Source organism: Burkholderia sp. BCC0044 (genome assembly GCF_902832955.1).
Taxonomy (GTDB): domain Bacteria; phylum Pseudomonadota; class Gammaproteobacteria; order Burkholderiales; family Burkholderiaceae; genus Burkholderia.
In genome coordinates this window covers 249,883-272,691 of the sequence record NZ_CADFDO010000006.1, presented here as the reverse complement: position 1 = coordinate 272,691, position 22,809 = coordinate 249,883, and the positions used below count along the sequence as shown (strand labels likewise).

Here is a 22,809-nt window from a genome sequence, read left to right as displayed (position 1 = left end):
GTAGGTTCAAGCTGACTGTATGGAGTACACGATGACGACCTATGCGCAGGCGACGACCGCGTCGCTCGACATTGCCTATCTCGAATGGAACCCGCGCGGCGAGCGCGTGGCCGTGCTGCTGCACGGCTGGCCGGACAGCCCGGTCGGCTGGGAGGCGGTGGCGTCGGCGCTGGCCGCACGCGGCTACCGCGTGCTCGCCCCTGCATTGCGCGGTTTTGCGCCGACCCGCTTTCGCGACGCGTCCGTGCCGCGCAGCGGCCAGCTCGCGGCGCTCGGGCGCGACCTGCTCGAATTCGTCGATGCGCTCGGTATCGAGCGGCCCGTGCTGGTCGGCCACGACTGGGGCGCCCGCGCGGCCGCGAACGCGTGCGGGCTGCGCGACGGCGTCGCATCGCAGCTCGTGATGCTGTCGGTCGGGTACGGCACCAACGATCCCGCTCAGCCGCTGTCGCTACAGCAGGCGCGCAACTACTGGTATCACTGGTTCATGGCGACGCCGCGCGGCGAGCAGGCGCTGCGCGACGACCGCCGCGCGTTCGCGCGCCTGATGTGGGATACGTGGTCGCCACCGGGCTGGTATCGCGACAGCGATTTCGACGCGGCGGCCGTCGCGTTCGACGGACCCGACTGGATCGACGTCGTGCTGCATTCGTACCGGCAGCGCTGGGGCTTCGCGCCGGGCACGCCGGCCTATGCCGCCGACGACGCGCGGCTGAACCCGGCGCCCGTGCTGGCGGTGCCGACGCTGGTGCTGCACGGCGGCGCGGACACCTGCAATCATCCGGACAGCTCGGCCGGGCGCGAGCGGTTCTTCGCCGGGCGCTACGAGCGGCAAGTGCTCGACGGAATCGGGCACTTCCCGCAGCGCGAATCCGCGGCGGCGGTCGCGGACGCGATTCTCCGGTTCTGCGAGCGGGGTTGACGCGCGCCGGCCGGCCCGGCGCGCGAACGATCAGCCGCCGACGCGCGGCGCGAGCAGATCGGCGAGGCCGATGTTCCTGAACAGCTCGCGGCGGATGCGATCGCCGACGCGGAACACTTCCTCGGCGCCGTCCTGTGACGGGTCGACGAACACGGTATAGGGGCGCTTGCCGGCCGGCGCCGCGACGAGCTCGGCAATCGCCGTGGCGACGGCGCCGGCGTCGGCGTCGGCCGGTTCAAGCGCGGCGAGGCCCGTCAGCGCCTGGTCGGCGACGCCCGCGTACGGCCCGTTGTCGTAGGCCGCCTGCACGGCGGTATCGGCCGGCTTGCCCGCATGGACGAAGTGATTCGTGCCCCGGGTGAACGCGCCCGGCACGACGATCGACGTCTCGATGCCCCAGCGGGCGAGTTCGGCGGCGTAGGACACCGCGAGCGAATCCATCGCGGCTTTCGCGGCGAAGTAGGGCGCGAGGAACGGCGGGGTGCCGCCGCGCGCCGACGAGGACGACACCCACACGAGCAGGCCGCGACCCCGGCGGCGCAGGTGCGGCAGCGCCGCGCGGTTCACGCGCTGGGTCGACACGACGTTGATGTCGTAGAGCTGCGCAAGCTGCTCGGGCGTGAACGCTTCGGCCGGCCCGAACACCATGTGGCCCGCGTTGTGGACGACGATGTCCAGACGGCCGTTGTCGGCGATCACGCGCTCGATGGCGGCGTCGACCGATACGTCGTCGCCGACGTCGAGTTCGACGCTGCGCAGGTCGACGCCGTGTTCCTGCGCATAGGCCGCGACGGCGGCGGCGCGCGGCGCATTGCGCCCGGCGCTCTCGCGCATCGATGCATAGACCGTGTGACCGGCGCGGGCGAGCGCCTGGGCCGTCAGCCAGCCGAAGCCGCTGGACGCGCCGGTGACGAGGACGACTTTGTTCATGAGCTATCTCCTGCGGAAAGATGAGGCGGCGGCGAGCGGCCCGTCAGCACATGCCGCCGTTGGCGCGCAGGATCTGGCCGTTGATCCACGCGCCGTCCGGGCCGGCGAGGAATGCGACGACGCGCGCGATGTCGTCGGGCTGGCCGAGCCGCTCAAGCGGATTCAGCTTCGCGAGCCGATCGACGAGTTCGGGGCTCTTGCCCTGCAGGAACAACTCGGTCGCGACCGGCCCGGGCGCGACCGCATTCACGCGGACGCCGCGCCCGCGCATTTCCTGCGCAAGCACTTGCGTGAGGCTTTCGACTGCCGCCTTGCTGGCGACGTACACGCCGTAAGTCGGCATGCGCATGCCGATCACGCTGGTCGACAGGCTGATGATGCGTCCGCCGTCGCGCACCCGCCTCGCCGCTTCGCGGCAGACGTTGAACGTGCCTTTCACGTTGATCGCGAACGTTTCGTCGAAGAGCGCATCGTCGCAGTCGGCGATGGTCGCCAGCTTCATCACGCCTGCGGAATTGACCACCACATCCAGGCCGCCGAATGCGTCGCGGGTGGCGTCGAACAGCGCGGCCACGGCGGCCGGGTCGGCGACGTTCGCCTGCACCGCGACCGCCTGGCCGCCGTCGGCGACGATCGCGTCGACCACCTCGCGGGCCGGGCCGGCGCTGCCCGCATAGTTGACGACGACCCGGAAGCCGTCGCGGGCGAGCTGGCGCGCGATTTCCGCGCCGATGCCGCGCGACGAACCCGTGACGAGGGCGACCTGTTCCGATGTGCTCATGTCCTGCTCCTGATGAAGGTTGAATGCCGTTCGATCCGGCGACAGAACTACTGTAGGCTTCCTCGATCAATAAAAATAATGAATAATGATCAGTCAATGAATGACTGAAAGTATGTCTCATGGGATTCGACAGCAGGCTGCTCAGCGGTATCGGCGTGCTCTCCGCGGTGATCGAGGCCGGCACCTTCGCGCGGGCGGGCGAGGCGATGGGGCTGACGCAACCGGCGGTGAGCCGCGCCGTCGCCCGGCTGGAAGAGCGGGTCGGCATCCGGATCTTCAACCGGACGGCGCGCGCGATCACGTTGACCGACGAAGGGCGACGCTTTTACGAGGCGGTCGCGCCGCTCTTGGCCGGCATCGAGGAGGCGGCGCTCGACGCCGGCCAGTCGAAGGCGCGCGTGAGAGGGCGGCTGCGGGTCAACGTGGACGGCACGTTCGGCCACTACGTGCTGGCGCCGCGGATGGCGGAATTTCTCGACCGCTTTCCCGATCTGTCGGTCGAGATCAGCGTGCGGGACCGGATGGGCGACCTCGTCGCCGACGGCTTCGACGTGGCCGTGCGCTTCGGCATCCCGGAGCCGTCGTCATATCGGGCGCGACTGCTGCTCGAGACGCGCGTGCTGACCTGCGCATCGGCAGCCTACGTCGCGCGTCATGGCGAACCGCGGCACCCGCGGGATCTCGCGGACGGTCACCGGTGCGTGCTGATCCGCGATCCGGTGACGGGCCGACCGTACGAATGGGAGTTCCATCGCGGCAAGGAAGTCGTGCCGATCGACGCCGCCGGCAGGTTGACCGTCAACGATACGGGCGGGCTGCTCGGCGCGTGCGTGGGCGGCGTCGGTATTGCGCAACTGCTGGAACTCTATGCGCGGGACGTCTTGGCCGAAGGGCGGCTGGTCCTGCTGTTGCCGGAATGGACGGACGAAACCTTCCCGCTTTACGCGTATCACCACGCGTCGAACCTCGTGGCCGCGAAAGTGAGGGTGTTTCTCGACTTCGTCCGCGAGTTGATGGCCTGAGTCTGACGGGCGAAGGGCGGCCGTCAGGTCATTCGGTGCGATGGGGAATGTTGTCCGGGAACGGATAGGGCGCGTGCGGCCCGGGCCAGTCGGGCACGGGCGGCGCGCTCAGTATGTCGCAGCCGCCGAGCATGAGCGCCAGCACGGTGGCGAGCACGCCGCGGCAAGTCCGGCATGCAATCGTGCGCATGGACATGGGCGGCCTCCATGGTCGGCATTTCCTGATGCTTGGACTGTCGGAGCGGGCCACCTGTTGCGGCGAACGCGGCGCAACAACAAAAAACCCGCGAAGCGGCGAGCTTGCGCGGGTTTCGACGGTTGCAGCGCATGATGCTGCGAAAGACTGGTGCCCAGGGCCGGAATCGAACCGGCACGCCTTGCGGCGGGGGATTTTGAGTCCCCTGCGTCTACCAATTTCACCACCTGGGCTTGATCCTGGCCGCGCGTCCGATGATGCAGATTGTGCGCGGCGAAACGCGGATTATGGCGGAAAACGGGGCGCCGGGCAAGCAGCTCCGCGACCGGCCGCATCTGCTACTGGCTCAGGTACACGAACCGGCCCTGTTTCACGATCCCCATCACGCTCGCGCGCTGGTCGAGTCCCACGTGATCCTTGTCGCTCGTATTGACGACGCCGTTCGGCACGACGAGCTCGTGCGCGCGTTCCAGCTCGCGGCGCAGCGCCGCGCGGAACGCGGGCGTGCCGGGCTGCGCGGTTTTCAGCGCGCGGCCGACCGCATCGGCGAGGCGCGGGTAGACGCCTGCCGCGTCGCCCGCGAACTGCGTGACCGTGCCGGCGCCGTACTTCGCGTCGTACGCATCGACGAACGCGAGCGCGGCCTGACGGGCCGGGTGGTCGGCCGGCAGCGTGCGCGCGACGACCACCGGCTGGGTCGGGAACAGCGTCCCGTCGACGTCCTTGCCGCCCAGCTTGATGAATTCCGGCGTCGCGATCCCGTGCGTCTGGTAGATCGCGCCCTTGTAGCCGCGCTCGATCAGCGTACGCTGCGGCAGCACGGTCGGCGTGCCCGCGCCGGCGATCAGGATCGCGTCGGGTTTCGCCGCGATCAGCTTCAGCGCCTGGCCCGTGACGCTCGCGTCGGTGCGGTTGAAGCGTTCGGTCGCGATCACGCGGATCTTGCGCAGGTCCGCGAAGCGCGTGAATTCGTTGAGCCAGCTGTCGCCGTAGCTGTCCGCGAAGCCGATGAAGCCGACCGTCTTCACGCCGTGGTTCGCCATGTAGCGCGTCATCACGTCGGCCATCGCGCGGTCGCTCTGCGCCATCTTGAACGCCCAGGTCCGCGCGCCTTCCTGCGGCTCGACGATCGAGCCCGAGCCGACCAGCGTGATCATCGGCGTCTGGGCTGCGGCCACCGGGTCGAGCGCCGCGAGCGCGGCCGGCGTGATGTTCGGGCCGACCACGACGTCGACGTGATCCTCGTCGACCAGCTTGCGGATGTTGCGCACCGCGGCGCCCGGGTCGGACGCGTCGTCGAGCACCGTGACCTGCACGGGTTGCCCGGCGATCGTCTTCGGCCACATCAGGATCGCGTTCTTGCTCGTGATGCCGATCGCGGCGGCCGGGCCGGTCGACGACAGGTCGACGCCGACCTTCAGGTCGGCGTGCGCGGCCGCGCAGGCCAGCACGAGGGCGGCGCCGGCGGCGCGGCGCAACGAGGCGGGCAGCCGTGGCAGGGCGGGAAGCGTCATGCGGGAATCTCCGTCGGGCAACGAAAAGGGGCGCGATATGCGCCCCGGTGTTTATACACGCGGGCTCGGGAAAACGCCGGGCCGCCCCGGGTTTTCCGGACCCCCGGGGCGCTTACAGCTCGTACGATTCGGCTTCGCCCTTGAGCGCCTGCTCGATCAGCTTGCGGTTCAGCGTCGGCGACAGCAGTTCGACGAGCGTATACACATAGCTGCGCAGGTAGGCACCCTGCTTGAGCGCGACGCGCGTCACGTTGCTGCCGAACAGGTGGCCGACCGGGATCAGCCGCAGGCCGCGGTCGCGCTCCGGATTGAACGCGATGTCGGCCATGATGCCGACGCCGAGGCCGAGTTCGACATAGGTCTTGATCACGTCGGCGTCGATCGCCTCGAGCACGATGTCCGGCGACAGCCCGCGCAGCGCGAACGCATGATTGATCTTCTTGCGGCCGGCGAACGCGTCGTCGTACGTGATCAGCGGGTACTGCGCGAGATCGTCGAGCGTGACCGGCTTGCGTTCGAGCAGCGGATGGTCGGCCGGCACGACGGCCGCGTGATGCCACTGGAAGCAGGGCAGCGACACGAGCTCCTTGTAGTCGGAGATCGCCTCGGTCGCGATCGCGAGATCGGCCTGGTCGTGGATCACCATCTCGGCCACCTGCGTCGGGCTGCCTTGCAGGATCGACAGGTGCACCTTCGGGAAGCGCTTCTTGAACTCGGCGATCGCGGCCGGCAGCGAATAGCGGGCCTGCGTGTGGGTCGCCGCGATGGTCAGGTTGCCCTGATCCTGCGCCGCATAATCCTTTCCGACCCTTTTCAGGCTTTCCACCTCCTGGAGAATCCGCTCGACCGACGCGAGGATGATCCGGCCCGGCTCGGTGAGCGAGCGCACGCGCTTGCCGTGCCGCGTGAAGATCTCGACGCCCAGCTCGTCCTCGAGCTCGATGATCGCCTTCGATACCCCCGGCTGCGACGTGTAGAGCGCCTTGGCGGCCTCGGTGAGGTTGAAATTCTGCCGGACGGCCTCGCGCACGAAGCGAAATTGGTGCAGGTTCATTTATAACCCTTCCGCATATCAACAGAATTTTTTAGTCGTTTGAAATATAAGGCGAGTTTATTACGATTCACCGGAGTTTTTCAAATATGGATATCTGTTTTCGTCATTAGCAATCCAGCCGGCCTCGGTTGGCGGCGGTGACGACGGAACGGAGATTCGGGCGCGACGTGGCTAGGACGTCGCGCGGTCAACACGAAAACCCTGGGGTCCCCGAATGTATCAGTACGACCAATACGACCAGACGATCGTCGACGAGCGAGTCGCGCAGTACCGCGATCAGGTGCGCCGCCGGCTGTCGGGCGAGTTGAGCGAAGACGAATTCCGTCCGCTGCGTCTGCAGAACGGCCTGTACATGCAGCGCCACGCGTACATGCACCGCATCGCGATTCCGTACGGCAACCTGCGCAGCGACCAGCTCCGGATGCTGGCGCGCATCGCCCGCGAACACGACCGCGGCTACGGCCACTTCTCGACCCGCTCGAACATCCAGTTCAACTGGATCGAGCTCGAAGACACGCCCGAGATCCTCGCGAAGCTCGCGTCGGTGCAGATGCACGGGATCCAGACGTCGGGCAACTGCATCCGCAACATCACGGCCGACCAGTTCGCCGGCGTCGCGCACGACGAAGAGATCGATCCGCGCCCGTGGGCCGAGATCCTGCGCCAGTGGTCGACGTTCCATCCCGAATTCGCGTGGCTGCCGCGCAAGTTCAAGATCGCGGTGTCGGGCTCGGCGCATGACCGCGCGGCCGTGCAGATCCACGACCTCGGCGTGTACCTGAAGAAGAACGCGCAGGGCGAGGTGGTCGCGAGCATCCTCGCGGGCGGCGGCCTCGGCCGCACGCCGATCATCGGCGCGGTGATCAAGGAAGACCTGCCGTGGCAGCACCTGCTCACGTACTGCGAAGCCGTGCTGCGCGTGTACAACCGTTACGGCCGCCGCGACAACCTGTACAAGGCGCGGATCAAGATCCTCGTGAAGGCGCTGTCGCCGGCGAAGTTCGCGCAGCAGGTCGAGGAAGAATGGCAGCACCTGAAGGACGGCCCGTCGACGCTCACGCAGGCCGAAATCGACCGCGTGTCGCAGTACTTCCAGCCGCCCGTCTACGAGAAGCTGGCCGACACCGACGCGTCGTTCGAACAGCACCTGCTCGAGAACAAGGCGTTCGCGCGCTGGGTCGAGCGTAACGTCGCGCCGCACAAGGTGCCGGGCTATGCGGCCGTCACGCTGTCGCTGAAGGACCACCGCGTGGCCCCGGGCGACGCGACCGACGCGCAGATGGATCTGGTCGCCGACTGGGCCGACGCGTACTCGTTCGGCGAGCTGCGCGTGTCGCACGAGCAGAACCTGATTCTCGCGAACGTGAAGAAGCGCGACCTGTTCGCGCTGTGGGAAAAGGCGAAGGCGGCCGGTTTCGCGACGCCGAACGTCGGCCTCCTGACCGACATCATCGCGTGCCCGGGCGGGGACTTCTGCTCGCTTGCGAACGCGAAGTCGATCCCGATCGCGCTGGCGATCCAGCAGCGTTTCGACGATCTCGACTACGTGTACGACCTCGGCGAACTGTCGCTGAACATTTCCGGTTGCATGAACTCGTGCGGTCATCACCACGTCGGCAACATCGGCATCCTCGGCGTCGACAAGGACGGCGCCGAGTGGTACCAGGTGTCGCTCGGCGGCGAGCAGGGCACGGGCCGCAACGGCGCGCGCCTCGGCCGCGTGATCGGGCCGTCGTTCTCGGCGGAAGAAGTGCCCGACGTGATCGCGAAGCTGATCGACACGTTCGTCGAGGCACGCATCGACGGCGAGCGCTTCGTCGACACGTACGACCGCATCGGCATCGCGCCGTTCAAGGAGCGCGTGTATGCGGCGCGCCAGGCAGTGAACGCGTAACCAACCGGGTAGAAGGAATTTGCAGATGGCTTCGATTATCAAGAACCGCGCAGTGATCGACGACGCATGGCAGGTCGTGCGCGCGGCGGAAGACGGTACGCTGCCCGCGGTCGACGCATTGCCGGCCGGCAAGGTGCTGGTGCCGTTCGCATTGTGGCAGGCCGAGCGCGCGGCGCTCGTCGCCGCGAAGACGAAGGACGAACTCGGCGTGTGGCTCGCGCCGGACAGCGAGCCGGCCGATCTCGTGGCCGACTTCGGTGCGATTTCGCTGATCGCGGTCGATTTCCCGCGCTTCGCGGACGGCCGCGGCTACAGCATCGCGCGCCTGCTGCGCGAGCGTCATGGCTGGACCGGCGAGCTGCGCGCGATCGGCGACGTGCTGCGCGACCAATTGCTGTACATGTCGCGTTGCGGCTTCGACGCATTCGCGGTGCGTGCCGACAAGGACATCCACGACGCGCTGAATGCGTTCACGGAATTCACGCAGCGTTACCAGGGCGCGTTCGACGAGCCGGCGCCGTTGTTTCGCCGCCGCGAGGCAGCGCCCGACGCCAAGGTGAGCGCATGAGTACCGCGACCGTCACCGCGCTGACGCCGGAACTCGCCGCGAAGGTCGAGCGCCTCGACGCGCTGCTCGCGCAGATCGGCGAGCGTCACGACAAGGTGAAGTTCGCGAGCAGCCTCGCCGCGGAAGACATGCTGCTCACGCACGCGATCCTGTCGAAGGGCGTGTCGATCGGCATCTTCTCGCTGAACACGGGCCGTCTGCATGCGGAAACGCTCGGCATGATCGACCGCGTGCGCGAGCGCTACGGCTACGAGATCGAGCAGTTCCACCCGCGGCAGGACGCGGTCGACCAATATGTCGCCGAGCACGGCCTGAACGCGTTCTACGAGAGCGTCGAGCTGCGCAAGTCGTGCTGCCACATCCGCAAGGTCGAGCCGCTGAACCGCGCGCTGGCGGACGTCGGCGCGTGGGTGACGGGCCAGCGCCGCGAGCAGTCGGTCACGCGTGCGGAGCTGCACGAGGAAGAACAGGACGAAGCGCGCGGGATCGCGAAGTACAACCCGCTCGCCGACTGGACGGAAGCCGACGTGTGGGCGTACCTTAACGCGTTCGACGTCCCGGTCAACCCGCTGCACGCGCGCGGCTACCCGAGCATCGGCTGCGAGCCGTGCACGCGCGCGATCCGTCCCGGCGAGGACAGCCGCGCGGGCCGCTGGTGGTGGGAGTCGCGCGACACGAAGGAATGCGGGCTGCACATCACGATCACGCCGATTCCCGCGGCGGCCGAAGCCGGCGCCGCGCACTGAACGCCCGATAAGAAACTGAATATTGCGCCGCCTGCGACAGCGGGCGGCACGAACCCAGAAGAGAAGGACTGAAATCATGAGCACGACGCTCGAGCAATCCGCCTTTGCCCCGCCCACCGGCGACGACAGCCGCATGGGCCACCTCGACTGGCTCGAAGCCGAGTCGATCCACATCCTGCGCGAACTGGTTGCCGAATGCAGCAAGCCGGCGCTGTTGTTCTCGGGCGGCAAGGATTCGGTCGTCGTGCTGCACCTCGCGCTGAAGGCATTCGGCCTCGGCGCGAACCGCAAGACGACGCTGCCGTTCCCGCTCGTGCATATCGACACGGGCCACAACTACGAGGAAGTGATCGACTTCCGCGATCGCCGCGCGCAAGAGCTCGGCGCCGAACTGGTGGTCGGCCACGTCGAGGATTCGATCAAGCGCGGCACGGTCGTGCTGCGCCGCGAAACCGATTCGCGCAACGCCGCGCAGGCCGTCACGCTGCTGGAAACGATCGAGCAGCACGGCTACACGGCGCTGATCGGCGGCGCGCGCCGCGACGAAGAGAAGGCGCGCGCGAAGGAACGGATCTTCTCGTTCCGCGACGAATTCGGCCAGTGGGACCCGAAGGCGCAGCGCCCGGAACTGTGGAGCCTGTACAACGCCCGCCTGCACAAGGGCGAGCATCTGCGCGTGTTCCCGATCTCGAACTGGACCGAGCTCGACGTGTGGCAGTACATCGCGCGCGAGAACCTCGAACTGCCGTCGATCTATTACGCGCACCAGCGCGAGATCGTGCGCCGCAACGGGCTGCTCGTGCCGGTCACGCCGCTCACGCCGATGCGTGACGGCGAGACGAGCGAGCTCGCGCAGGTGCGCTTCCGCACGGTCGGCGACATCAGCTGCACGTGCCCGGTCGAGAGCGACGCGGACGACGTCGAGAAGATCATCGCCGAGACGGCGGTGACCGAGATCACCGAGCGCGGCGCGACCCGGATGGACGACCAGGCATCCGAAGCCGCGATGGAACAGCGCAAGAAGCAAGGTTATTTCTGAAGCACACGAGGACATTCACATCATGAGCATCATCGAGAACACCGAAGACCTCGGCGTGTTGCGTTTCATCACCGCGGGCAGCGTCGACGACGGCAAGAGCACGCTGATCGGCCGCCTGCTGTACGACAGCAAGGCCGTGCTGTCCGACCAGCTGTCCGCGCTGTCGCGCGCGAAGAACAAGCGCACGGTCGGCGACGAGCTCGACCTCGCGCTGCTGACGGACGGCCTCGAAGCCGAGCGCGAGCAGGGCATCACGATCGACGTCGCGTACCGCTACTTCGCGACCGCGAAGCGCAAGTTCATCATCGCCGACACGCCGGGCCACGAGCAGTACACGCGCAACATGGTGACGGGCGCGTCGACCGCGCACGCGGCGATCGTGCTGATCGACGCGACGCGCATCACGGTCGAGAACGGCGTCGTGCAACTGCTGCCGCAGACCAAGCGCCACAGCGCGATCGTCAAGCTGCTCGGGCTGCAGCACGTGATCGTCGCGATCAACAAGATGGACCTCGTCGACTATAGCGAGGCGCGCTTCAACGAGATCCGCGACGCGTACGTCGCGCTCGCGAAGCAGCTCGGCCTGACCGACGTGCGCTTCGTGCCGGTGTCGGCGCTGAAGGGCGACAACATCGTCGGCGCGAGCGAGCGCATGCCGTGGTACGCGGGCGAGCCGCTGCTCGACGTGCTCGAGTCGCTGCCGGTCGAGACGCAGGCGCATGACGCGCTGCGCTTCCCGGTGCAGTGGGTCGCGCGCCAGGACGGCAGCTCGGCCGACGATTTCCGCGGCTACATGGGCCGGATCGAGTCGGGCGAGGTGAAGGTCGGCGACGAAATCGTCGTGCTGCCGTCGAACCGCACCGCAACGGTCGCCGAGATCGTCGCGCCGGTGCCGGGCGGCACCGCGTCGGTCGCGCACGCGTTCGCGGGCCAGACGGTGACGATCCGTCTCGAAGAGGACGTCGACGTGTCGCGCGGCGACATGTTCGTCACGACCGCCGAGCCGGTCGAGCCGGCCAAGAAGCTGGAAGCCGACCTGTGCTGGTTCGACGACGCGCCGCTGTCGCAGCAGCGCAAGTACCTGCTGAAGCAGACCACCAGCACGGTGTTCGCGAAGATCGGCGCGGTCAAGCAGGTGCTCGACGTGCATACGCTGTCGCACGCGACCGACCGTCAGGAACTGAAGATGAACGACATCGGCCGCGTGGCGCTGACGCTGCAAAAGCCGATCGTCTGCGACACCTACGATGCGCACCCCGGTACGGGCGCGTTCGTGCTGATCGACGAGGCGACGCATCACACGGTCGCCGCGGGCATGATCCGCGCGTTCTCGGCGTAATCGTCAATTTGCGCGGCGGCGAACCGGCCGCCGCGGCAGGACCCTAGCGAAGCGACACACATGGGCAAGGTATATCTGATCGGAGCAGGACCGGGCGCGGCGGACCTCATCACGGTGCGCGGCATGCGGCTGCTCGAACAGGCCGACGTCGTGCTGCACGACGCGCTCGTCGAGCCGGCGATGCTCGACTATGCGCCGAACGCGCGGAAGATCGCGGTCGGCAAGCGCTGCGGGCAGCGCTCGACCGCGCAGCATTTCATCAACAAGCAGATCGTCGATGCGGCGCGCGAGCATGCGTGCGTCGTGCGGCTGAAGGGCGGCGATCCGATGCTGTTCGGCCGCGCCGAAGAGGAAATGCGCGCGCTGGAGGCGGCCGGCATCGACTACGAGGTCGTGCCGGGCATCACCGCGGCGCTGGCCGGTGCGGCGACGCTCAAGCGTTCGCTGACATTGCGCGGCGTATCGCGCAGCGTCGCGTTCGCGACGCACAGCCGTGCGCCGGGCAGCGACGAGATCCGCGAAGCCGCGCGCGCCGATTCGATCGTCTACTACATGGGCCGCGACAGCGCGCCCGGCATCGCGCAGGAACTGATCGACGCGGGCCGTGCGCCGGCGACACCGGTGGCGATCGTCGAGGCCTGTAGCACCGCCCGCGAACGCACGCTGACGCTGACGCTCGCGCAGATGGCGGCCGGCGACGCGCAGGCATGGCTCGATCCCGCGGAACCGAGCCTGCTGATGATCGGCGACGCGTTCGCCGAACGCGCACGGCTCGTGAAAGAGGGCGGCGCGTTGCGCAATGCCGCTTGAGTCGGCGGAGCAGTTCGCGCGGCACGCGACGCGGCGATTGCTCCGATAGGCGAAAAAAAGCGCTGGCTTCTGAAGCCAGCGCTTTTTTGTTTTGGGCTTGCCGGTTGGGCTTACCGCTTCGGCTCGCCGCGTCGCTTACGCGTCGCCGCCGAGCTGGTCGACGCAGTAGCGCGCGACCGCGTCGAGCACGCCGTCGTCTTCGCCGACGGCCGTCGCGCAGCGGATCTCGACGCCCGGATGCGCGGTGCGGCATGCGTCGACGAGCTGCGGCAGGTCGCGGCGTACATGGCCGCCCTGGCCGAAGAACACCGGCACCACGGTGATGCGCGTGCAGCCGGCCGCGACTTGCGCGGCCACGGCATCACCGAGCGACGGCGTCATCAGTTCGAGGAACGCGAGCGACACCTGCGCGGCAGGGGAGCCGCCGCGCAGCCGCGCGGCGAGCCGCTCGAACGGCTCGGCCCAGCGCGGGTCGCGGGCGCCGTGGCCGAACAGGACGATACCGTGCGAACTCATCTGGAAGCCTCCGTCGTGACGGCGCTCAGTGCCGGTCGACCCACTTGAGCGCGAACAGGCCGAGCGCGAGATAGATGAGGCCCGGCGTCGCGGCGGTGAGCGGCGCGGGCCACGTGTTCAGCGTACCGATGTGCGAGAACAGCGTGTTGAGCAGCTGGAAGCTCATGCCGAGCATGATGCCGCCGAACACTTTCACGCCGACCACGCCGGCGCGCGTGTGCAGGTACGCGAACGGCAGCGACAGCACGAGCATCACGAACACCGCGAACGGATACAGCAGCTTGCGCCACAGCGCGATGTCGTAGCGCTGCGTGTCCTGCTGGTTCTCGCGCAAGTGCTGGATGTAGCGGAACAGGTTGATGATCGACATGCGCTCCGGCGACACGAGCAGCACCGACAGGATCTGCGGTGTCAGGTCGGACCGCAGCCGGTATTCGGGCAGCGACACCTGCTGCGACCGGTACACGGGGTTCAGCGCATCGGCCGGCTGGCCGCTGACCGGCTTGATCGGCGTCAGCTCCGTTTCGGTAACGCCCTTCAGCAGCCAGTGGCCGGGCGGCTCGTAGCGGCCGGTCTGCGCGATCCGCACGTTCTGCAGCTGGAATTTCGAGTCGAATTCGTAGATGCGCACGTTGCTGATCGTCGAGTCGGGCGACAGGCTGCCGACGTTGACGAAGCGCGTGACCTGCTCGCCGTTCTCGCGGGCCGCGAGCGTGTCCTTGACCCACACGCCCGACTGGAAGTTCGACGACACCGATGCGCCAAGCGCCTGCAGCCGCACGCGTTCGGACAACTGGTCGGCGTACGGGCCGACGAATTCGCCGATCAGGTAGGTGACGATCACGAGCGGCACGCCGATCTTCAGCAGCGAGCGCAGCGCCTGGTTGGTCGCGAGGCCCGACACGCGGAAGATCGTGAATTCCGAGTTCGCGGCCATCTGCGCGAACACGTAGATCGCGCTGATCAGCGCGGCGACCGGGATGATCTCGTAGAAGCGCGACGGCGTCTGCAGCGCGACGCGCAGCACCGCGTAGCCGAACTTGTAGTTGCCGTGCCCGACCGAGTTCAGTTCGCTGATCAGGTCGAAGAAGAAGAACAGACCGGAGAACGCGAACAGGATGAAGATGAACGTGACGTAGATCTGCCGCGCGAAGTACTTTTCATAGAGCCGCATCGATCATGCTCCCGAGCGGCCGAACAGCGCGCGTGTCAACAACGGACGATTGCGCACGCGCAACCAGAAAATGAACGCGACGATCGCCGCGACGAGCACGTGCAGCCCGACGAGGCCGACGCCGAACGACATCTTGCCCTGCTCGATCTGCGCCTGCACGACGTTCAGCAGGTTCGAATACGTGAGGTAGATCAGCACGGCCATCACGAGGTTGATCGTGCGGCTGCGGCGCGGGTTCTGGTACGACAGCGGGATGCCGAGCACCATCAGGTTGATCGCGATCAGCGGCAGCCCCGCGCGCCACGCGAATTCCGCGAGGTTGTCGCGCGTCGGGTTGCGCAGCAGGTCGGGCGTGGGCGTGCTGTTGGTGGTCTGCACGTTGGTGACCGGCTTGCTCGTGATTTTCACGCCGTAGCGCTCGAACTCCATGATCTTGAAGTTCGGCTGGCCGGGCGTGCCGTCGTAGCGGCGGCCGTCCTCGAGGACGACGAAGCGATCGCCGTCCTTCGAGGTTTCCGTATGGCCCGTTTGCGACACGACCACGTTGACCTTGCCGTTTTCCGTCGACGTGACGAAGACGTTCTGCACCTTGCTCTGGTCGGGCGACATCTTCTCGATGAAGAACACGCGGTGGTTCGCGGCCGACTCGCGGAACTGGCCGGGCGCGAGCAGCGAGATTTCGTCGCGCTGCTGGAAGCGCGCCTTGATCATCTTGCTCTGCTGGTTCGACCACGGCCAGCCGACGAACGCGAAGAAGGCGATCAGCAGGATGATCGGCGTGGCGAACACGCCGATCGGCTTGATGAGGCGCGTGAGGCTCACGCCGGACGCGAGCCAGACCACCATTTCGGAGTCCCGGTACCACCGGGTCAGCACGAACAGGATCGACACGAACAGCGTGACGACGAGCATCACGGCGAGATAGCCGATCACGGTCAGGCCGATCAGCACGAGCACGTCCCGGGGATCGATTTCGCCGGACGCGGCGTAGCCGACGATGCGAATCATCATCGTCGTGAGCATGATCGTGAGCAGCACCATGAACACGGCGCCAGCCGTATACGCAAGCTCGCGCTGGAGGGAGCGTTCGAAGATCATTCTTGATGAGAAGAGGGCGGGAGGCTGCGCACGCGTGGTGCGGCGCTCGCGCCGCCACGGGAAAAATAGCGGATAATTGCGGCTTTCATCCTTAGCCCAGATTTTATCCGAGGACAAGCGCGATGGACTTTAGCATAAAAGGCTGTGATTGGAGCAAAGGCGAGGCCAAGGGGTTCCTGACCGGGAAGTCCGACTGCATCGTGCTCGGCATCTTCGAGGCGCAGACCCTGTCGGGCGCGGCGCTCGACATCGACACGGCCACCAAGGGACTGATCTCGCGCGTGGTGAAGGCCGGCGACATGGACGGCAAGCGCGGCAAGACGCTGTTCCTCCACGAAGTATCGGGCATCGGCGCGTCGCGCGTGCTGCTCGTCGGGCTCGGCAAGCAGGATGCTTTCAATCAGAAAGCCTATAACGACGCGGTGACGGCCGCCTGGCGCGCGCTGCTGGCGACCAAGGTCGTCCAGGTCACGTTCTCGCTCGCGCAACTGCCGGTCGACGAGCGCAGCTCCGACTGGGGCGTGCGCGCCGCTATCCTCGCGCTGCGCAACGAGACCTACCGCTTCACGCAGATGAAGAGCAAGCCGGAACCGGCGTCGCACACGCTCAAGCGCGTCGTGTTCAGCGTCGACCCGGCCGACGAAAAGGCCGCGAAGGTCGCGATCAAGCAGGCCGTCGCGCTCGCGAACGGGATGGATCTCACCCGCGACCTCGGCAACCTGCCGGGCAACGTCTGCACGCCGACCTACCTCGGCAACACCGCGAAGAAGATCGCGAAGGATTGGGGCCTGAAGGCCGAAGTCCTCGGGCTCAAGCAGATCCAGGCGCTGAAGATGGGGTCGTTCCTGTCGGTCGCGCGGGCGTCGGTCGAGCCGCCGCAATTCATCGTGCTGCACTACCAGGGCGCCGCCGCGAAGGCCGCGCCGGTCGTGCTGGTCGGCAAGGGCATCACGTTCGATACGGGCGGCATCTCGCTGAAGCCGGGCGAAGGCATGGACGAGATGAAGTACGACATGTGCGGCGCGGGCTCGGTGCTCGGCACGATCCGCGCGGTTGCCGAGATGGGCCTGAAGATCAACGTCGTCGCGATCGTGCCGACCTGCGAGAACATGCCGGGCGGCAACGCGACGAAGCCGGGCGACATCGTCACCAGCATGAAGGGGCTGACGATCGAGGTGCTGAACACCGACGCCGAAGGCCGCCTGATCCTGTGCGACGCACTCACGTATGCCGAGCGCTTCAAGCCGGCCGCGGTGATCGACGTCGCGACGCTGACGGGCGCATGCGTGATCGCGCTGGGCGGCCACAACAGCGGGCTGTTCTCGACGAACGACGCGCTCGCGGGCGAACTGCTCGACGCGTCGCGCGAGGCGAACGACCCGGCATGGCGCATGCCGCTCGACGACGAGTACCAGGATCAGCTGAAGTCGAATTTCGCGGATCTCGCGAACATCGGCGGGCGCCCGGCCGGCGCCGTGACGGCCGCGTGCTTCCTGTCGCGCTTCACCGAGAGCTATCCGTGGGCCCACCTCGACATCGCGGGCACCGCATGGAAGGGCGGTGCCGCGAAGGGTGCGACGGGCCGTCCGGTGCCGTTGCTCGCGCAGTTCCTGATCGACCGCGCCGGCCAGTGATGGCGGGGCTGACGACGCTGCGGGTGCGCGGGCAATGACGCGGATCGATTTCCACTCGAACGTCGGCGATTCGCTCGCGTACGCGTGCCGGCTGCTGCGCAAGGCCTACCTGGCCGGGCAGCCGGTCGTCGTGCTCGCCGAGCCCGCGCGCCTGCGCGCGCTCGACGAGCGGCTCTGGACGTTCTCGCCGCTCGATTTCATCCCGCATTGCGGCGTCGACAGCGAGCACGCAGCCGGCACGCCGATCGTGCTGGCCGCCGATCTCGACCGCGCACCGCATCATCACGTGCTGCTGAACCTCGGCGCGACCGTGCCCGCGCAGTTCGCTCGCTTCGAGCGCCTGCTCGAAGTGGTCGGCAACGCGCCGGACGAGCTGGCCGCGGGCCGCGACCGCTACCGGTTCTACCGCGACCGCGGCTACGCGCTGAACAACTACAAGCAGGGCGGCTAGCCGCAACCGTCGACGGAGTGTTCCCGTGACAGAAGCCGATTCATCCTCGATCCCGACGCTGACCGACGTGCTGGTGCCGGGCAAGCCGGCGCCGGCGCGTTCGCCCGCGTCCGCCGCACCCGGGCCGCGGCCGCACGACAGCGCGGCGATTCCGGTGCTCACCGACGTGATCGCACCGGCCGCCGCCGGTGCTGCGCCGGCCGATTCCCACCAAGCCGAAGCCGACCCCGATTCCGTCGTGGTCGAACCGGTACCGACGCCGCACGTGCCGGCCGTCGAGCTGCCGGGCGACGTCGCGACGGCCGCTGCCGCGGGCGAAACCGATGCGCCGGCCGAACCCGGCGCCGCGGAGCACGTGGTCGCCGAAGACGCCGCGGCGATGACGGCGCCGCTGCGCTCGTCGCTGGTCGATGACGACCTGCCGCCCCACACGTTCGCCGCGATTGCACGCGAAGCGGCCGCGCACGCGCCCGACACGGCCGTGCCGGAGGCGGGCCTCCCGCCCAGTGCAGCGCCGCAGCCGGATGCGCAGGCCGCAGCGGCCCTGACGCCGGAAGATGCGCAGCACATCGCCGAACGGCTGCGCCATCGCCTGACGAACTATCTGACGGGGCCAGGACGCGAGGCCATCGAAGCGCGTTGTCGCGATGCGCTGCACGAGCATTCGGCCTGGCTGGTCGGGCAGGTCACGCGTGAAGTCGCGCTCGCGCTGGAAACCGAGGTGATGGATTGGGTGCGCGATGCGGTCGATGAAGAGATCGCCCGCCGTCGCGCCGGTCATTCCGGCTGAACGGCAATCGTTCGCGGCGGGGAAAAAGAGGGGGCGGTTAGTAAGGGCCTGCGAAGCCGGCAGTGAGGTGCCGCCGGTCGGGGGCGGTGCGGGGCCGTCTGCCCGCGACGCGCTGCATACGACGTAGGTGCGCCGCGCCGGTACCCGATTCAGCGAACCGACAGCACCCACTGGGCCAGCGTGCGGGCTTCGATGCTCGTCAGTTGCGTATTGGCGGGCATCGGCACGCTGCCCCATACGCCGACGCTGCCTTTCACGATCGATTGCGCCAGATAATCGGCCGCGTCGCCGCGCGCCGCGTACTTGCCGGCGATGTCGTGGAACGACGGACCCATCAGCGGCTTGCCGATCGCATGGCAGGCCATGCAGTTCTTGCGCTGGGCGAGCGCGAGCCCGTCGGCCTGGTCGGCGCGCGCCGCCGCAGCGCTGCCGGTCAGCAGCGTGGCGAGCAGCACGCGCAATATCGTCTGTTTCATGCGGTTCTCCGCCGGCGGGGACGGCCGGCTTCATGGTCCGCGCATTATAGAAGCAAAGGGAAAGCACGTTTTGGGCGTTCCCCCGGCGGCCCGTTTATCGGGGTCGCATGCGATGACGTCGCTGCATCAACCGGTGACCGCCCCCTGGTTCGCCGGCCGGGCGAGCGCCGCGAATTTCGCGAGCACCCCGCGCGTATAGCGCGGCGCCGGTTGTCGCCAGGCGGCGCGGCGGCGCGCGAGTTCCGCGTCGTCGACGTTCAGTTGCAGCAGCAGCCGGTGCGCGTCGATCGTGATCGAATCGCCTTCCTGCACCAGCGCGATCGTGCCGCCGACGAACGCCTCCGGCGCGACGTGGCCGACCACCATGCCCCAGGTGCCGCCCGAGAATCGCCCGTCCGTGATGAAGCCGACCGATTCGCCGAGCCCCTTGCCGATGATCGCGGAAGTCGGCGCGAGCATCTCCGGCATGCCGGGGCCGCCCTGCGGGCCGAGGTAGCGCAGCACGAGGATGTCGCCCGCGCGGATCCGGTCGCCGAGGATCGCATCCATCGCGCTCTGCTCGTCGTCGAACACGCGCGCCGGGCCGGTGATCACCGGGTTCTTCAGGCCGGTGATCTTCGCGACCGCGCCGTCTTCCGCGAGATTGCCCTTCAGGATCGCCAGGTGGCCTTCCTTGTACAGCGCGCGGTCGATCGGGAAGATCACGTCCTGGTCCGCGCGCGGTACGGCCGGCACGTCCTTCAGCTCGTCGGCGATCGTGCGGCCGGTGATCGTCATGCAGTCGCCGTGCAGCAGCCCCGCGTCGAGCAGGATCTTCAGCACCTGCGGAATCCCCCCGGCCCGGTGCAGGTCGGTCGCGACGTACTTCCCGGACGGCTTCAGGTCGCAGATCACCGGCACGCGCTTGCGGATGCGCTCGAAGTCGTCGATCGTCCAGTCGACCTCGGCCGCGTGCGCGATCGCGAGATAGTGCAGCACCGCATTGGTCGAGCCGCCGGTGGCCATGATCACCGACACCGCGTTCTCGATCGATTCCTTCGTGATGATGTCGCGCGGCTTCAGGTCGCGCTTCACGGCCTCGACCAGCACGCGCGCCGATGCGGCGGCCGAATCGACTTTCTCCTGATCGGGGTTCGCCATCGTCGACGAATACAGCAGCGACATCCCGAGCGCCTCGAACGACGAACTCATCGTGTTCGCGGTGTACATGCCGCCGCACGACCCCGACGTCGGGCACGCGTTTTTCTCGACGCCTTCGAAATCCTCCTGCGACATCCGGCCCGCGGTGAATTCGCCGACGGCCTCGAACGACGACACGATCGTCAGGTCGCGGCCCTTCCAGTTGCCCGGGCGGATCGTGCCGCCGTACACGTAGATGCCCGGCACGTTCAGGCGCGCGAGCGCGATCATGCCGCCGGGCATGTTCTTGTCGCAGCCGCCGACCACCACCACGCCGTCCATCCACTGGCCCTGCACGCAGGTCTCGATGCAGTCGGCGATCACTTCGCGCGACACGAGCGAGTACTTCATGCCTTCGGTGCCCATCGACATGCCGTCCGAAATCGTCGGCGTGCCGAAGATCTGCGGGTTCGCGCCGGCCGCCTTCACGGCGTCGACCGCGGCGTCCGACAGCCGCTGCAGGCCGGAATTGCACGGCGTGATCGTCGAATGGCCGTTCGCGATGCCGACCATCGGCTTGTCGAAATCGTCCTTCTGGTAGCCGAGCGCGTAATACATCGAGCGGTTCGGCGAACGGGCCACGCCTTGCGTGATGTTTCTAGAGCGGCGGTTGTACGACATGGGGAGCTCCATCGTTGTTTTGGCGACGCCGGCGCGAACGGCGCGCCGGGTGGGTCAATCAAGCATGGAGTTTCCGTTATGGGATGTCCAATATATTATTTGTCTCCTATTAAGTCGTTTTGCGAATGAGTCGAGTATGGCCGATCCCACCCCCGACCTGCGCCAGTGGCGCTATTTCGTCACCGTCGCCGACGAGCGCCATTTCGGCCGCGCGGCGGAGCGTCTGTCGATGACGCAGCCGCCGCTGTCGCAGGCGATCCGCGCGCTCGAGGACGCGCTCGGCGTTGCGCTGTTCGTGCGCACCAAGCGCTCGGTCGCGCTGACGGCGGTCGGCGCGGCGCTGCTGCCCGACGTGCGCCGGCTGCTCGCGTCGGCCGATGCGCTGCCGCCGCTCGCGCGACGGCTCGCGCGCGGCGAGGCCGGCTCGCTGTCGCTCGCGTTCGTGTCGACCGCCGATTACGGGCTGCTGCCGTCGCTGCTGCGTGCGTTCGCCGCGCGCTATCCGCAGGTCCGGCTGCAGCTCACGGAAGCGACGAGCGACGTGCAGATCGACGAACTCGTCGCCGGGCGCATCGACGCGGGGCTCGTGATTCCGCCCGTGCCGCCGCGTCACGCGGCCGGGCTGTCGTATCTGCCGGTGGTGCGCGAGCCGCTGGTAGTCGCGATGCCGGCCGGGGCGTCCGACGCGCCCGAGGACGAGCCCGTACAGCTCGCCGAGGTCGCCGCGTTGCCGCTCGTGATCTTTCCGCGCCGTTTGGCGCCCGGCTTTTATGACATCATTACGGGCTGCTACGGCGCGGCGGGGGAAACCCCGCGCATCGGCCAGGAGGCGATCCAGATGCAGACGATCGTCAGCCTCGTGTCGGCCGGGATGGGCGTCGCACTGGTGCCGCAATCGCTGCGTAACCTGCGGCGCACCGGCGTCGTGTACCGGCCGCTGGCCGGCCACGCGCCGGTCGTCGAGACGGGGCTCGTGTGGCGCACCGGCGACGTGAGCCCCGTGCTCGCGGGCTTCATCGACGTCGTGCGCGCGCAGGGGCTGGCCGCGTGACGTGAACGATGGTGCGCGGGCGCCGTCCAACGCGCGGTGCCGCACGTGTGCGACGGCCGTACCGTATTCGAAAACTTCTTCGCTAACCCATGATCATTCACCCGAATTTCGACCCCGTTGCGATCCATCTCGGGCCGCTGGCCGTGCGCTGGTACGGCCTCATGTATCTCGTCGGCTTCATCGCTGCGATCGTCGTCGGCCGGATCCGCCTGAAGCTGCCGCACGTCGCGGCGCAGGGCTGGACCGCGAAGGACATCGACGACATGATGTTCTACGGCGTGCTCGGCACCGTGCTCGGCGGCCGGCTCGGCTATGTGCTGTTCTACAAGGCCGATTTCTACTTCTCGCATCCGCTCGACGTGTTCAAGGTGTGGGAAGGCGGCATGTCGTTTCACGGCGGCTTCCTCGGCGTGACGCTCGCGATGATGCTGTTCGCGTGGCAGCGCAAGCGGCACTGGCTGCAGGTCACCGATTTCGTCGCGCCGATGGTGCCGTTGGGGCTCGCGGCCGGGCGGCTCGGCAACTTCATCAACGGCGAACTGTGGGGCCGCGTGACCGATCCGACGGCGCCGTGGGCGATGCTGTTCCCCGGCGCGATGCGCGACGACGCGGCATGGCTGCCGAAGCATCCGGAGCTCGTCGAGAAGTGGCATCTCGCCGACGTGTTCATGCAATACCAGATGCTGCCGCGCCATCCTTCGCAGCTCTATGAAATCGCGCTCGAAGGCATCGCGCTGTTCTTCGTGCTGTTCCTGTTCGCGCGCAAGCCGCGGCCGATGGGCGCGATATCCGCGCTGTTCCTGATCGGTTATGGGCTCGCACGCTTCACGGTCGAGTTCGCGCGCGAGCCCGATGATTTTCTCGGCCTGCTCGCGCTCGGCCTGTCGATGGGGCAGTGGCTGTCGCTGCCGATGATCCTCGCGGGTGTCGCGATGATGGTCTGGGCGTATCGCCGCCGCGCGGCGAACGCGAATGCGGCTGCGTGAAGTGGCTGCATGCGGTGG

23 protein-coding genes and 2 tRNA genes are annotated in these 22,809 nt (G+C 67.8%); 14 read left to right on the top strand and 11 right to left on the bottom strand.

The window, feature by feature from the left end; translation table 11 throughout:
- Window positions 1-31 precede the first annotated feature (31 nt).
- Window positions 32-922: an alpha/beta hydrolase gene (locus HWX14_RS31540; protein WP_175886125.1), complete on the top strand. Its 891-nt coding sequence runs from the start codon at window positions 32-34 to the stop codon at window positions 920-922.
- A 30-nt stretch (window positions 923-952) separates the two neighbouring features.
- Here the strand turns inward: HWX14_RS31540 and HWX14_RS31535 are convergent, their stop codons facing one another.
- Window positions 953-1,852 (bottom strand): SDR family oxidoreductase, encoded by a 900-nt coding sequence (locus HWX14_RS31535; RefSeq protein ID WP_175886124.1) that lies wholly within the window; start codon window positions 1,850-1,852, stop codon window positions 953-955.
- Between the two features lie 43 nt (window positions 1,853-1,895).
- Window positions 1,896-2,633, bottom strand: a complete 738-nt coding sequence (locus HWX14_RS31530) for an SDR family oxidoreductase (protein ID WP_175886123.1) — start codon at window positions 2,631-2,633, stop codon at window positions 1,896-1,898.
- 119 nt (window positions 2,634-2,752) lie between these two features.
- Here HWX14_RS31530 and HWX14_RS31525 point away from each other — a divergent pair, with 119 nt between their 5' ends.
- Window positions 2,753-3,655 (top strand): LysR family transcriptional regulator, encoded by a 903-nt coding sequence (locus HWX14_RS31525; protein ID WP_175886122.1) that lies wholly within the window; start codon window positions 2,753-2,755, stop codon window positions 3,653-3,655.
- 28 nt (window positions 3,656-3,683) lie between these two features.
- Here the strand turns inward: HWX14_RS31525 and HWX14_RS31520 are convergent, their stop codons facing one another.
- The 4 genes from HWX14_RS31520 to HWX14_RS31505 form a co-directional block, all read right to left on the bottom strand.
- Window positions 3,684-3,851, bottom strand: a complete 168-nt coding sequence (locus HWX14_RS31520; protein WP_175886121.1) for a hypothetical protein — start codon at window positions 3,849-3,851, stop codon at window positions 3,684-3,686.
- A 148-nt stretch (window positions 3,852-3,999) separates the two neighbouring features.
- Window positions 4,000-4,084 (bottom strand) — tRNA-Leu (locus HWX14_RS31515).
- A 105-nt stretch (window positions 4,085-4,189) separates the two neighbouring features.
- The gene (locus HWX14_RS31510) at window positions 4,190-5,365 is read right to left on the bottom strand and encodes an ABC transporter substrate-binding protein (protein ID WP_175886120.1); all 1,176 of its coding nucleotides are present in this window, start codon (window positions 5,363-5,365) and stop codon (window positions 4,190-4,192) included.
- 112 nt (window positions 5,366-5,477) lie between these two features.
- Complete coding sequence (locus HWX14_RS31505) at window positions 5,478-6,419, bottom strand: CysB family HTH-type transcriptional regulator (RefSeq protein WP_006478072.1); 942 nt, start codon at window positions 6,417-6,419, stop codon at window positions 5,478-5,480.
- A gap of 214 nt (window positions 6,420-6,633) precedes the next feature.
- Between HWX14_RS31505 and HWX14_RS31500 the strand changes: the two genes are divergently transcribed.
- The 7 genes from HWX14_RS31500 to HWX14_RS31470 all read left to right on the top strand — a co-directional run bounded on the left by HWX14_RS31500 (window position 6,634) and on the right by HWX14_RS31470 (window position 12,946).
- Window positions 6,634-8,313 carry a nitrite/sulfite reductase gene (locus tag HWX14_RS31500; RefSeq protein WP_175886119.1) on the top strand — a complete coding sequence of 560 codons (1,680 nt, stop codon included), beginning with the start codon at window positions 6,634-6,636 and terminating at the stop codon, window positions 8,311-8,313.
- Between the two features lie 25 nt (window positions 8,314-8,338).
- The gene (locus HWX14_RS31495) at window positions 8,339-8,881 is read left to right on the top strand and encodes a DUF934 domain-containing protein (protein WP_175886118.1); all 543 of its coding nucleotides are present in this window, start codon (window positions 8,339-8,341) and stop codon (window positions 8,879-8,881) included.
- Entirely contained in the window at window positions 8,878-9,627 is a 750-nt protein-coding gene (locus tag HWX14_RS31490) for a phosphoadenylyl-sulfate reductase (protein ID WP_175886117.1), read from the top strand. The genes HWX14_RS31495 and HWX14_RS31490 overlap by 4 nt, the downstream gene beginning before the upstream one ends.
- Window positions 9,628-9,703: 76 nt before the next feature.
- On the top strand, window positions 9,704-10,666 hold the full coding sequence (gene cysD, locus HWX14_RS31485) for a sulfate adenylyltransferase subunit CysD (RefSeq protein ID WP_175886116.1): 963 nt from the start codon (window positions 9,704-9,706) through the stop codon (window positions 10,664-10,666).
- A gap of 22 nt (window positions 10,667-10,688) precedes the next feature.
- Window positions 10,689-12,005: a sulfate adenylyltransferase subunit 1 gene (locus HWX14_RS31480; protein ID WP_126362889.1), complete on the top strand. Its 1,317-nt coding sequence runs from the start codon at window positions 10,689-10,691 to the stop codon at window positions 12,003-12,005.
- A 60-nt stretch (window positions 12,006-12,065) separates the two neighbouring features.
- Entirely contained in the window at window positions 12,066-12,815 is a 750-nt protein-coding gene (cobA, locus tag HWX14_RS31475) for a uroporphyrinogen-III C-methyltransferase (protein WP_175886115.1), read from the top strand.
- A gap of 30 nt (window positions 12,816-12,845) precedes the next feature.
- Window positions 12,846-12,946: transfer RNA gene (locus tag HWX14_RS31470), tRNA-Gln, on the top strand.
- A 4-nt stretch (window positions 12,947-12,950) separates the two neighbouring features.
- Here HWX14_RS31470 and HWX14_RS31465 read toward each other — a convergent pair.
- The 3 genes from HWX14_RS31465 to lptF are packed head-to-tail and all read right to left on the bottom strand — an operon-like array spanning window position 12,951 to window position 15,603.
- Window positions 12,951-13,331, bottom strand: coding sequence for a CbiX/SirB N-terminal domain-containing protein (locus tag HWX14_RS31465; protein ID WP_175886114.1), 381 nt, complete (start codon window positions 13,329-13,331; stop codon window positions 12,951-12,953).
- Window positions 13,332-13,356: 25 nt separating this feature from the next.
- The gene (lptG, locus tag HWX14_RS31460) at window positions 13,357-14,505 is read right to left on the bottom strand and encodes an LPS export ABC transporter permease LptG (RefSeq protein ID WP_060966774.1); all 1,149 of its coding nucleotides are present in this window, start codon (window positions 14,503-14,505) and stop codon (window positions 13,357-13,359) included.
- Window positions 14,506-14,508: 3 nt separating this feature from the next.
- Window positions 14,509-15,603, bottom strand: coding sequence for an LPS export ABC transporter permease LptF (lptF, locus tag HWX14_RS31455; protein ID WP_175886113.1), 1,095 nt, complete (start codon window positions 15,601-15,603; stop codon window positions 14,509-14,511).
- 122 nt (window positions 15,604-15,725) lie between these two features.
- On the opposite strand from lptF, the gene HWX14_RS31450 reads away from it, so the two are divergent.
- From HWX14_RS31450 to HWX14_RS31440, 3 genes are read left to right on the top strand one after another with little or no spacing between them, the layout of a single operon-like run.
- Window positions 15,726-17,237 carry a leucyl aminopeptidase gene (locus HWX14_RS31450; protein WP_175886112.1) on the top strand — a complete coding sequence of 504 codons (1,512 nt, stop codon included), beginning with the start codon at window positions 15,726-15,728 and terminating at the stop codon, window positions 17,235-17,237.
- A gap of 34 nt (window positions 17,238-17,271) precedes the next feature.
- On the top strand, window positions 17,272-17,688 hold the full coding sequence (locus HWX14_RS31445; protein ID WP_050012070.1) for a DNA polymerase III subunit chi: 417 nt from the start codon (window positions 17,272-17,274) through the stop codon (window positions 17,686-17,688).
- A gap of 25 nt (window positions 17,689-17,713) precedes the next feature.
- A complete protein-coding gene (locus HWX14_RS31440) occupies window positions 17,714-18,478 on the top strand; it encodes a DUF2486 family protein (RefSeq protein WP_175886111.1) in 765 nt (254 codons plus the stop codon).
- Window positions 18,479-18,627: 149 nt separating this feature from the next.
- Here HWX14_RS31440 and HWX14_RS31435 read toward each other — a convergent pair whose 3' ends face one another.
- Together HWX14_RS31435 and ilvD are read right to left on the bottom strand one after the other, a co-directional pair.
- On the bottom strand, window positions 18,628-18,954 hold the full coding sequence (locus tag HWX14_RS31435) for a c-type cytochrome (RefSeq protein WP_175886110.1): 327 nt from the start codon (window positions 18,952-18,954) through the stop codon (window positions 18,628-18,630).
- 126 nt (window positions 18,955-19,080) lie between these two features.
- A complete protein-coding gene (gene ilvD, locus HWX14_RS31430; protein WP_175886109.1) occupies window positions 19,081-20,754 on the bottom strand; it encodes a dihydroxy-acid dehydratase in 1,674 nt (557 codons plus the stop codon).
- Between the two features lie 136 nt (window positions 20,755-20,890).
- Here ilvD and HWX14_RS31425 point away from each other — a divergent pair, with 136 nt between their 5' ends.
- Window positions 20,891-21,805: a LysR substrate-binding domain-containing protein gene (locus tag HWX14_RS31425; protein ID WP_175886108.1), complete on the top strand. Its 915-nt coding sequence runs from the start codon at window positions 20,891-20,893 to the stop codon at window positions 21,803-21,805.
- Window positions 21,806-21,894: 89 nt separating this feature from the next.
- Window positions 21,895-22,791, top strand: a complete 897-nt coding sequence (gene lgt / locus HWX14_RS31420) for a prolipoprotein diacylglyceryl transferase (protein ID WP_175886107.1) — start codon at window positions 21,895-21,897, stop codon at window positions 22,789-22,791.
- Window positions 22,792-22,809 lie beyond the last annotated feature (18 nt).

Excerpts from the sequence above, each read along its gene's own strand:
- cobA (WP_175886115.1), top strand. The coding sequence starts at position 12,066 with ATGGGCAAGGTATATCTGATCGGAGCAGGACCGGGCGCGGCGGACCTC.
- HWX14_RS31495 (WP_175886118.1), top strand. The coding sequence starts at position 8,339 with ATGGCTTCGATTATCAAGAACCGCGCAGTGATCGACGACGCATGGCAG.
- HWX14_RS31465 (WP_175886114.1), bottom strand. The coding sequence starts at position 13,331 with ATGAGTTCGCACGGTATCGTCCTGTTCGGCCACGGCGCCCGCGACCCG.
- HWX14_RS31435 (WP_175886110.1), bottom strand. The coding sequence starts at position 18,954 with ATGAAACAGACGATATTGCGCGTGCTGCTCGCCACGCTGCTGACCGGC.
- HWX14_RS31425 (WP_175886108.1), top strand. The coding sequence starts at position 20,891 with ATGGCCGATCCCACCCCCGACCTGCGCCAGTGGCGCTATTTCGTCACC.
- HWX14_RS31520 (WP_175886121.1), bottom strand. The coding sequence starts at position 3,851 with ATGTCCATGCGCACGATTGCATGCCGGACTTGCCGCGGCGTGCTCGCC.
- HWX14_RS31510 (WP_175886120.1), bottom strand. The coding sequence starts at position 5,365 with ATGACGCTTCCCGCCCTGCCACGGCTGCCCGCCTCGTTGCGCCGCGCC.
- HWX14_RS31540 (WP_175886125.1), top strand. The coding sequence starts at position 32 with ATGACGACCTATGCGCAGGCGACGACCGCGTCGCTCGACATTGCCTAT.
- HWX14_RS31445 (WP_050012070.1), top strand. The coding sequence starts at position 17,272 with ATGACGCGGATCGATTTCCACTCGAACGTCGGCGATTCGCTCGCGTAC.
- ilvD (WP_175886109.1), bottom strand. The coding sequence starts at position 20,754 with ATGTCGTACAACCGCCGCTCTAGAAACATCACGCAAGGCGTGGCCCGT.
- HWX14_RS31500 (WP_175886119.1), top strand. The coding sequence starts at position 6,634 with ATGTATCAGTACGACCAATACGACCAGACGATCGTCGACGAGCGAGTC.
- HWX14_RS31535 (WP_175886124.1), bottom strand. The coding sequence starts at position 1,852 with ATGAACAAAGTCGTCCTCGTCACCGGCGCGTCCAGCGGCTTCGGCTGG.
- lptF (WP_175886113.1), bottom strand. The coding sequence starts at position 15,603 with ATGATCTTCGAACGCTCCCTCCAGCGCGAGCTTGCGTATACGGCTGGC.
- HWX14_RS31480 (WP_126362889.1), top strand. The coding sequence starts at position 10,689 with ATGAGCATCATCGAGAACACCGAAGACCTCGGCGTGTTGCGTTTCATC.
- lptG (WP_060966774.1), bottom strand. The coding sequence starts at position 14,505 with ATGCGGCTCTATGAAAAGTACTTCGCGCGGCAGATCTACGTCACGTTC.
- cysD (WP_175886116.1), top strand. The coding sequence starts at position 9,704 with ATGAGCACGACGCTCGAGCAATCCGCCTTTGCCCCGCCCACCGGCGAC.
- HWX14_RS31530 (WP_175886123.1), bottom strand. The coding sequence starts at position 2,633 with ATGAGCACATCGGAACAGGTCGCCCTCGTCACGGGTTCGTCGCGCGGC.
- lgt (WP_175886107.1), top strand. The coding sequence starts at position 21,895 with ATGATCATTCACCCGAATTTCGACCCCGTTGCGATCCATCTCGGGCCG.
- HWX14_RS31450 (WP_175886112.1), top strand. The coding sequence starts at position 15,726 with ATGGACTTTAGCATAAAAGGCTGTGATTGGAGCAAAGGCGAGGCCAAG.
- HWX14_RS31490 (WP_175886117.1), top strand. The coding sequence starts at position 8,878 with ATGAGTACCGCGACCGTCACCGCGCTGACGCCGGAACTCGCCGCGAAG.
- HWX14_RS31505 (WP_006478072.1), bottom strand. The coding sequence starts at position 6,419 with ATGAACCTGCACCAATTTCGCTTCGTGCGCGAGGCCGTCCGGCAGAAT.
- HWX14_RS31525 (WP_175886122.1), top strand. The coding sequence starts at position 2,753 with ATGGGATTCGACAGCAGGCTGCTCAGCGGTATCGGCGTGCTCTCCGCG.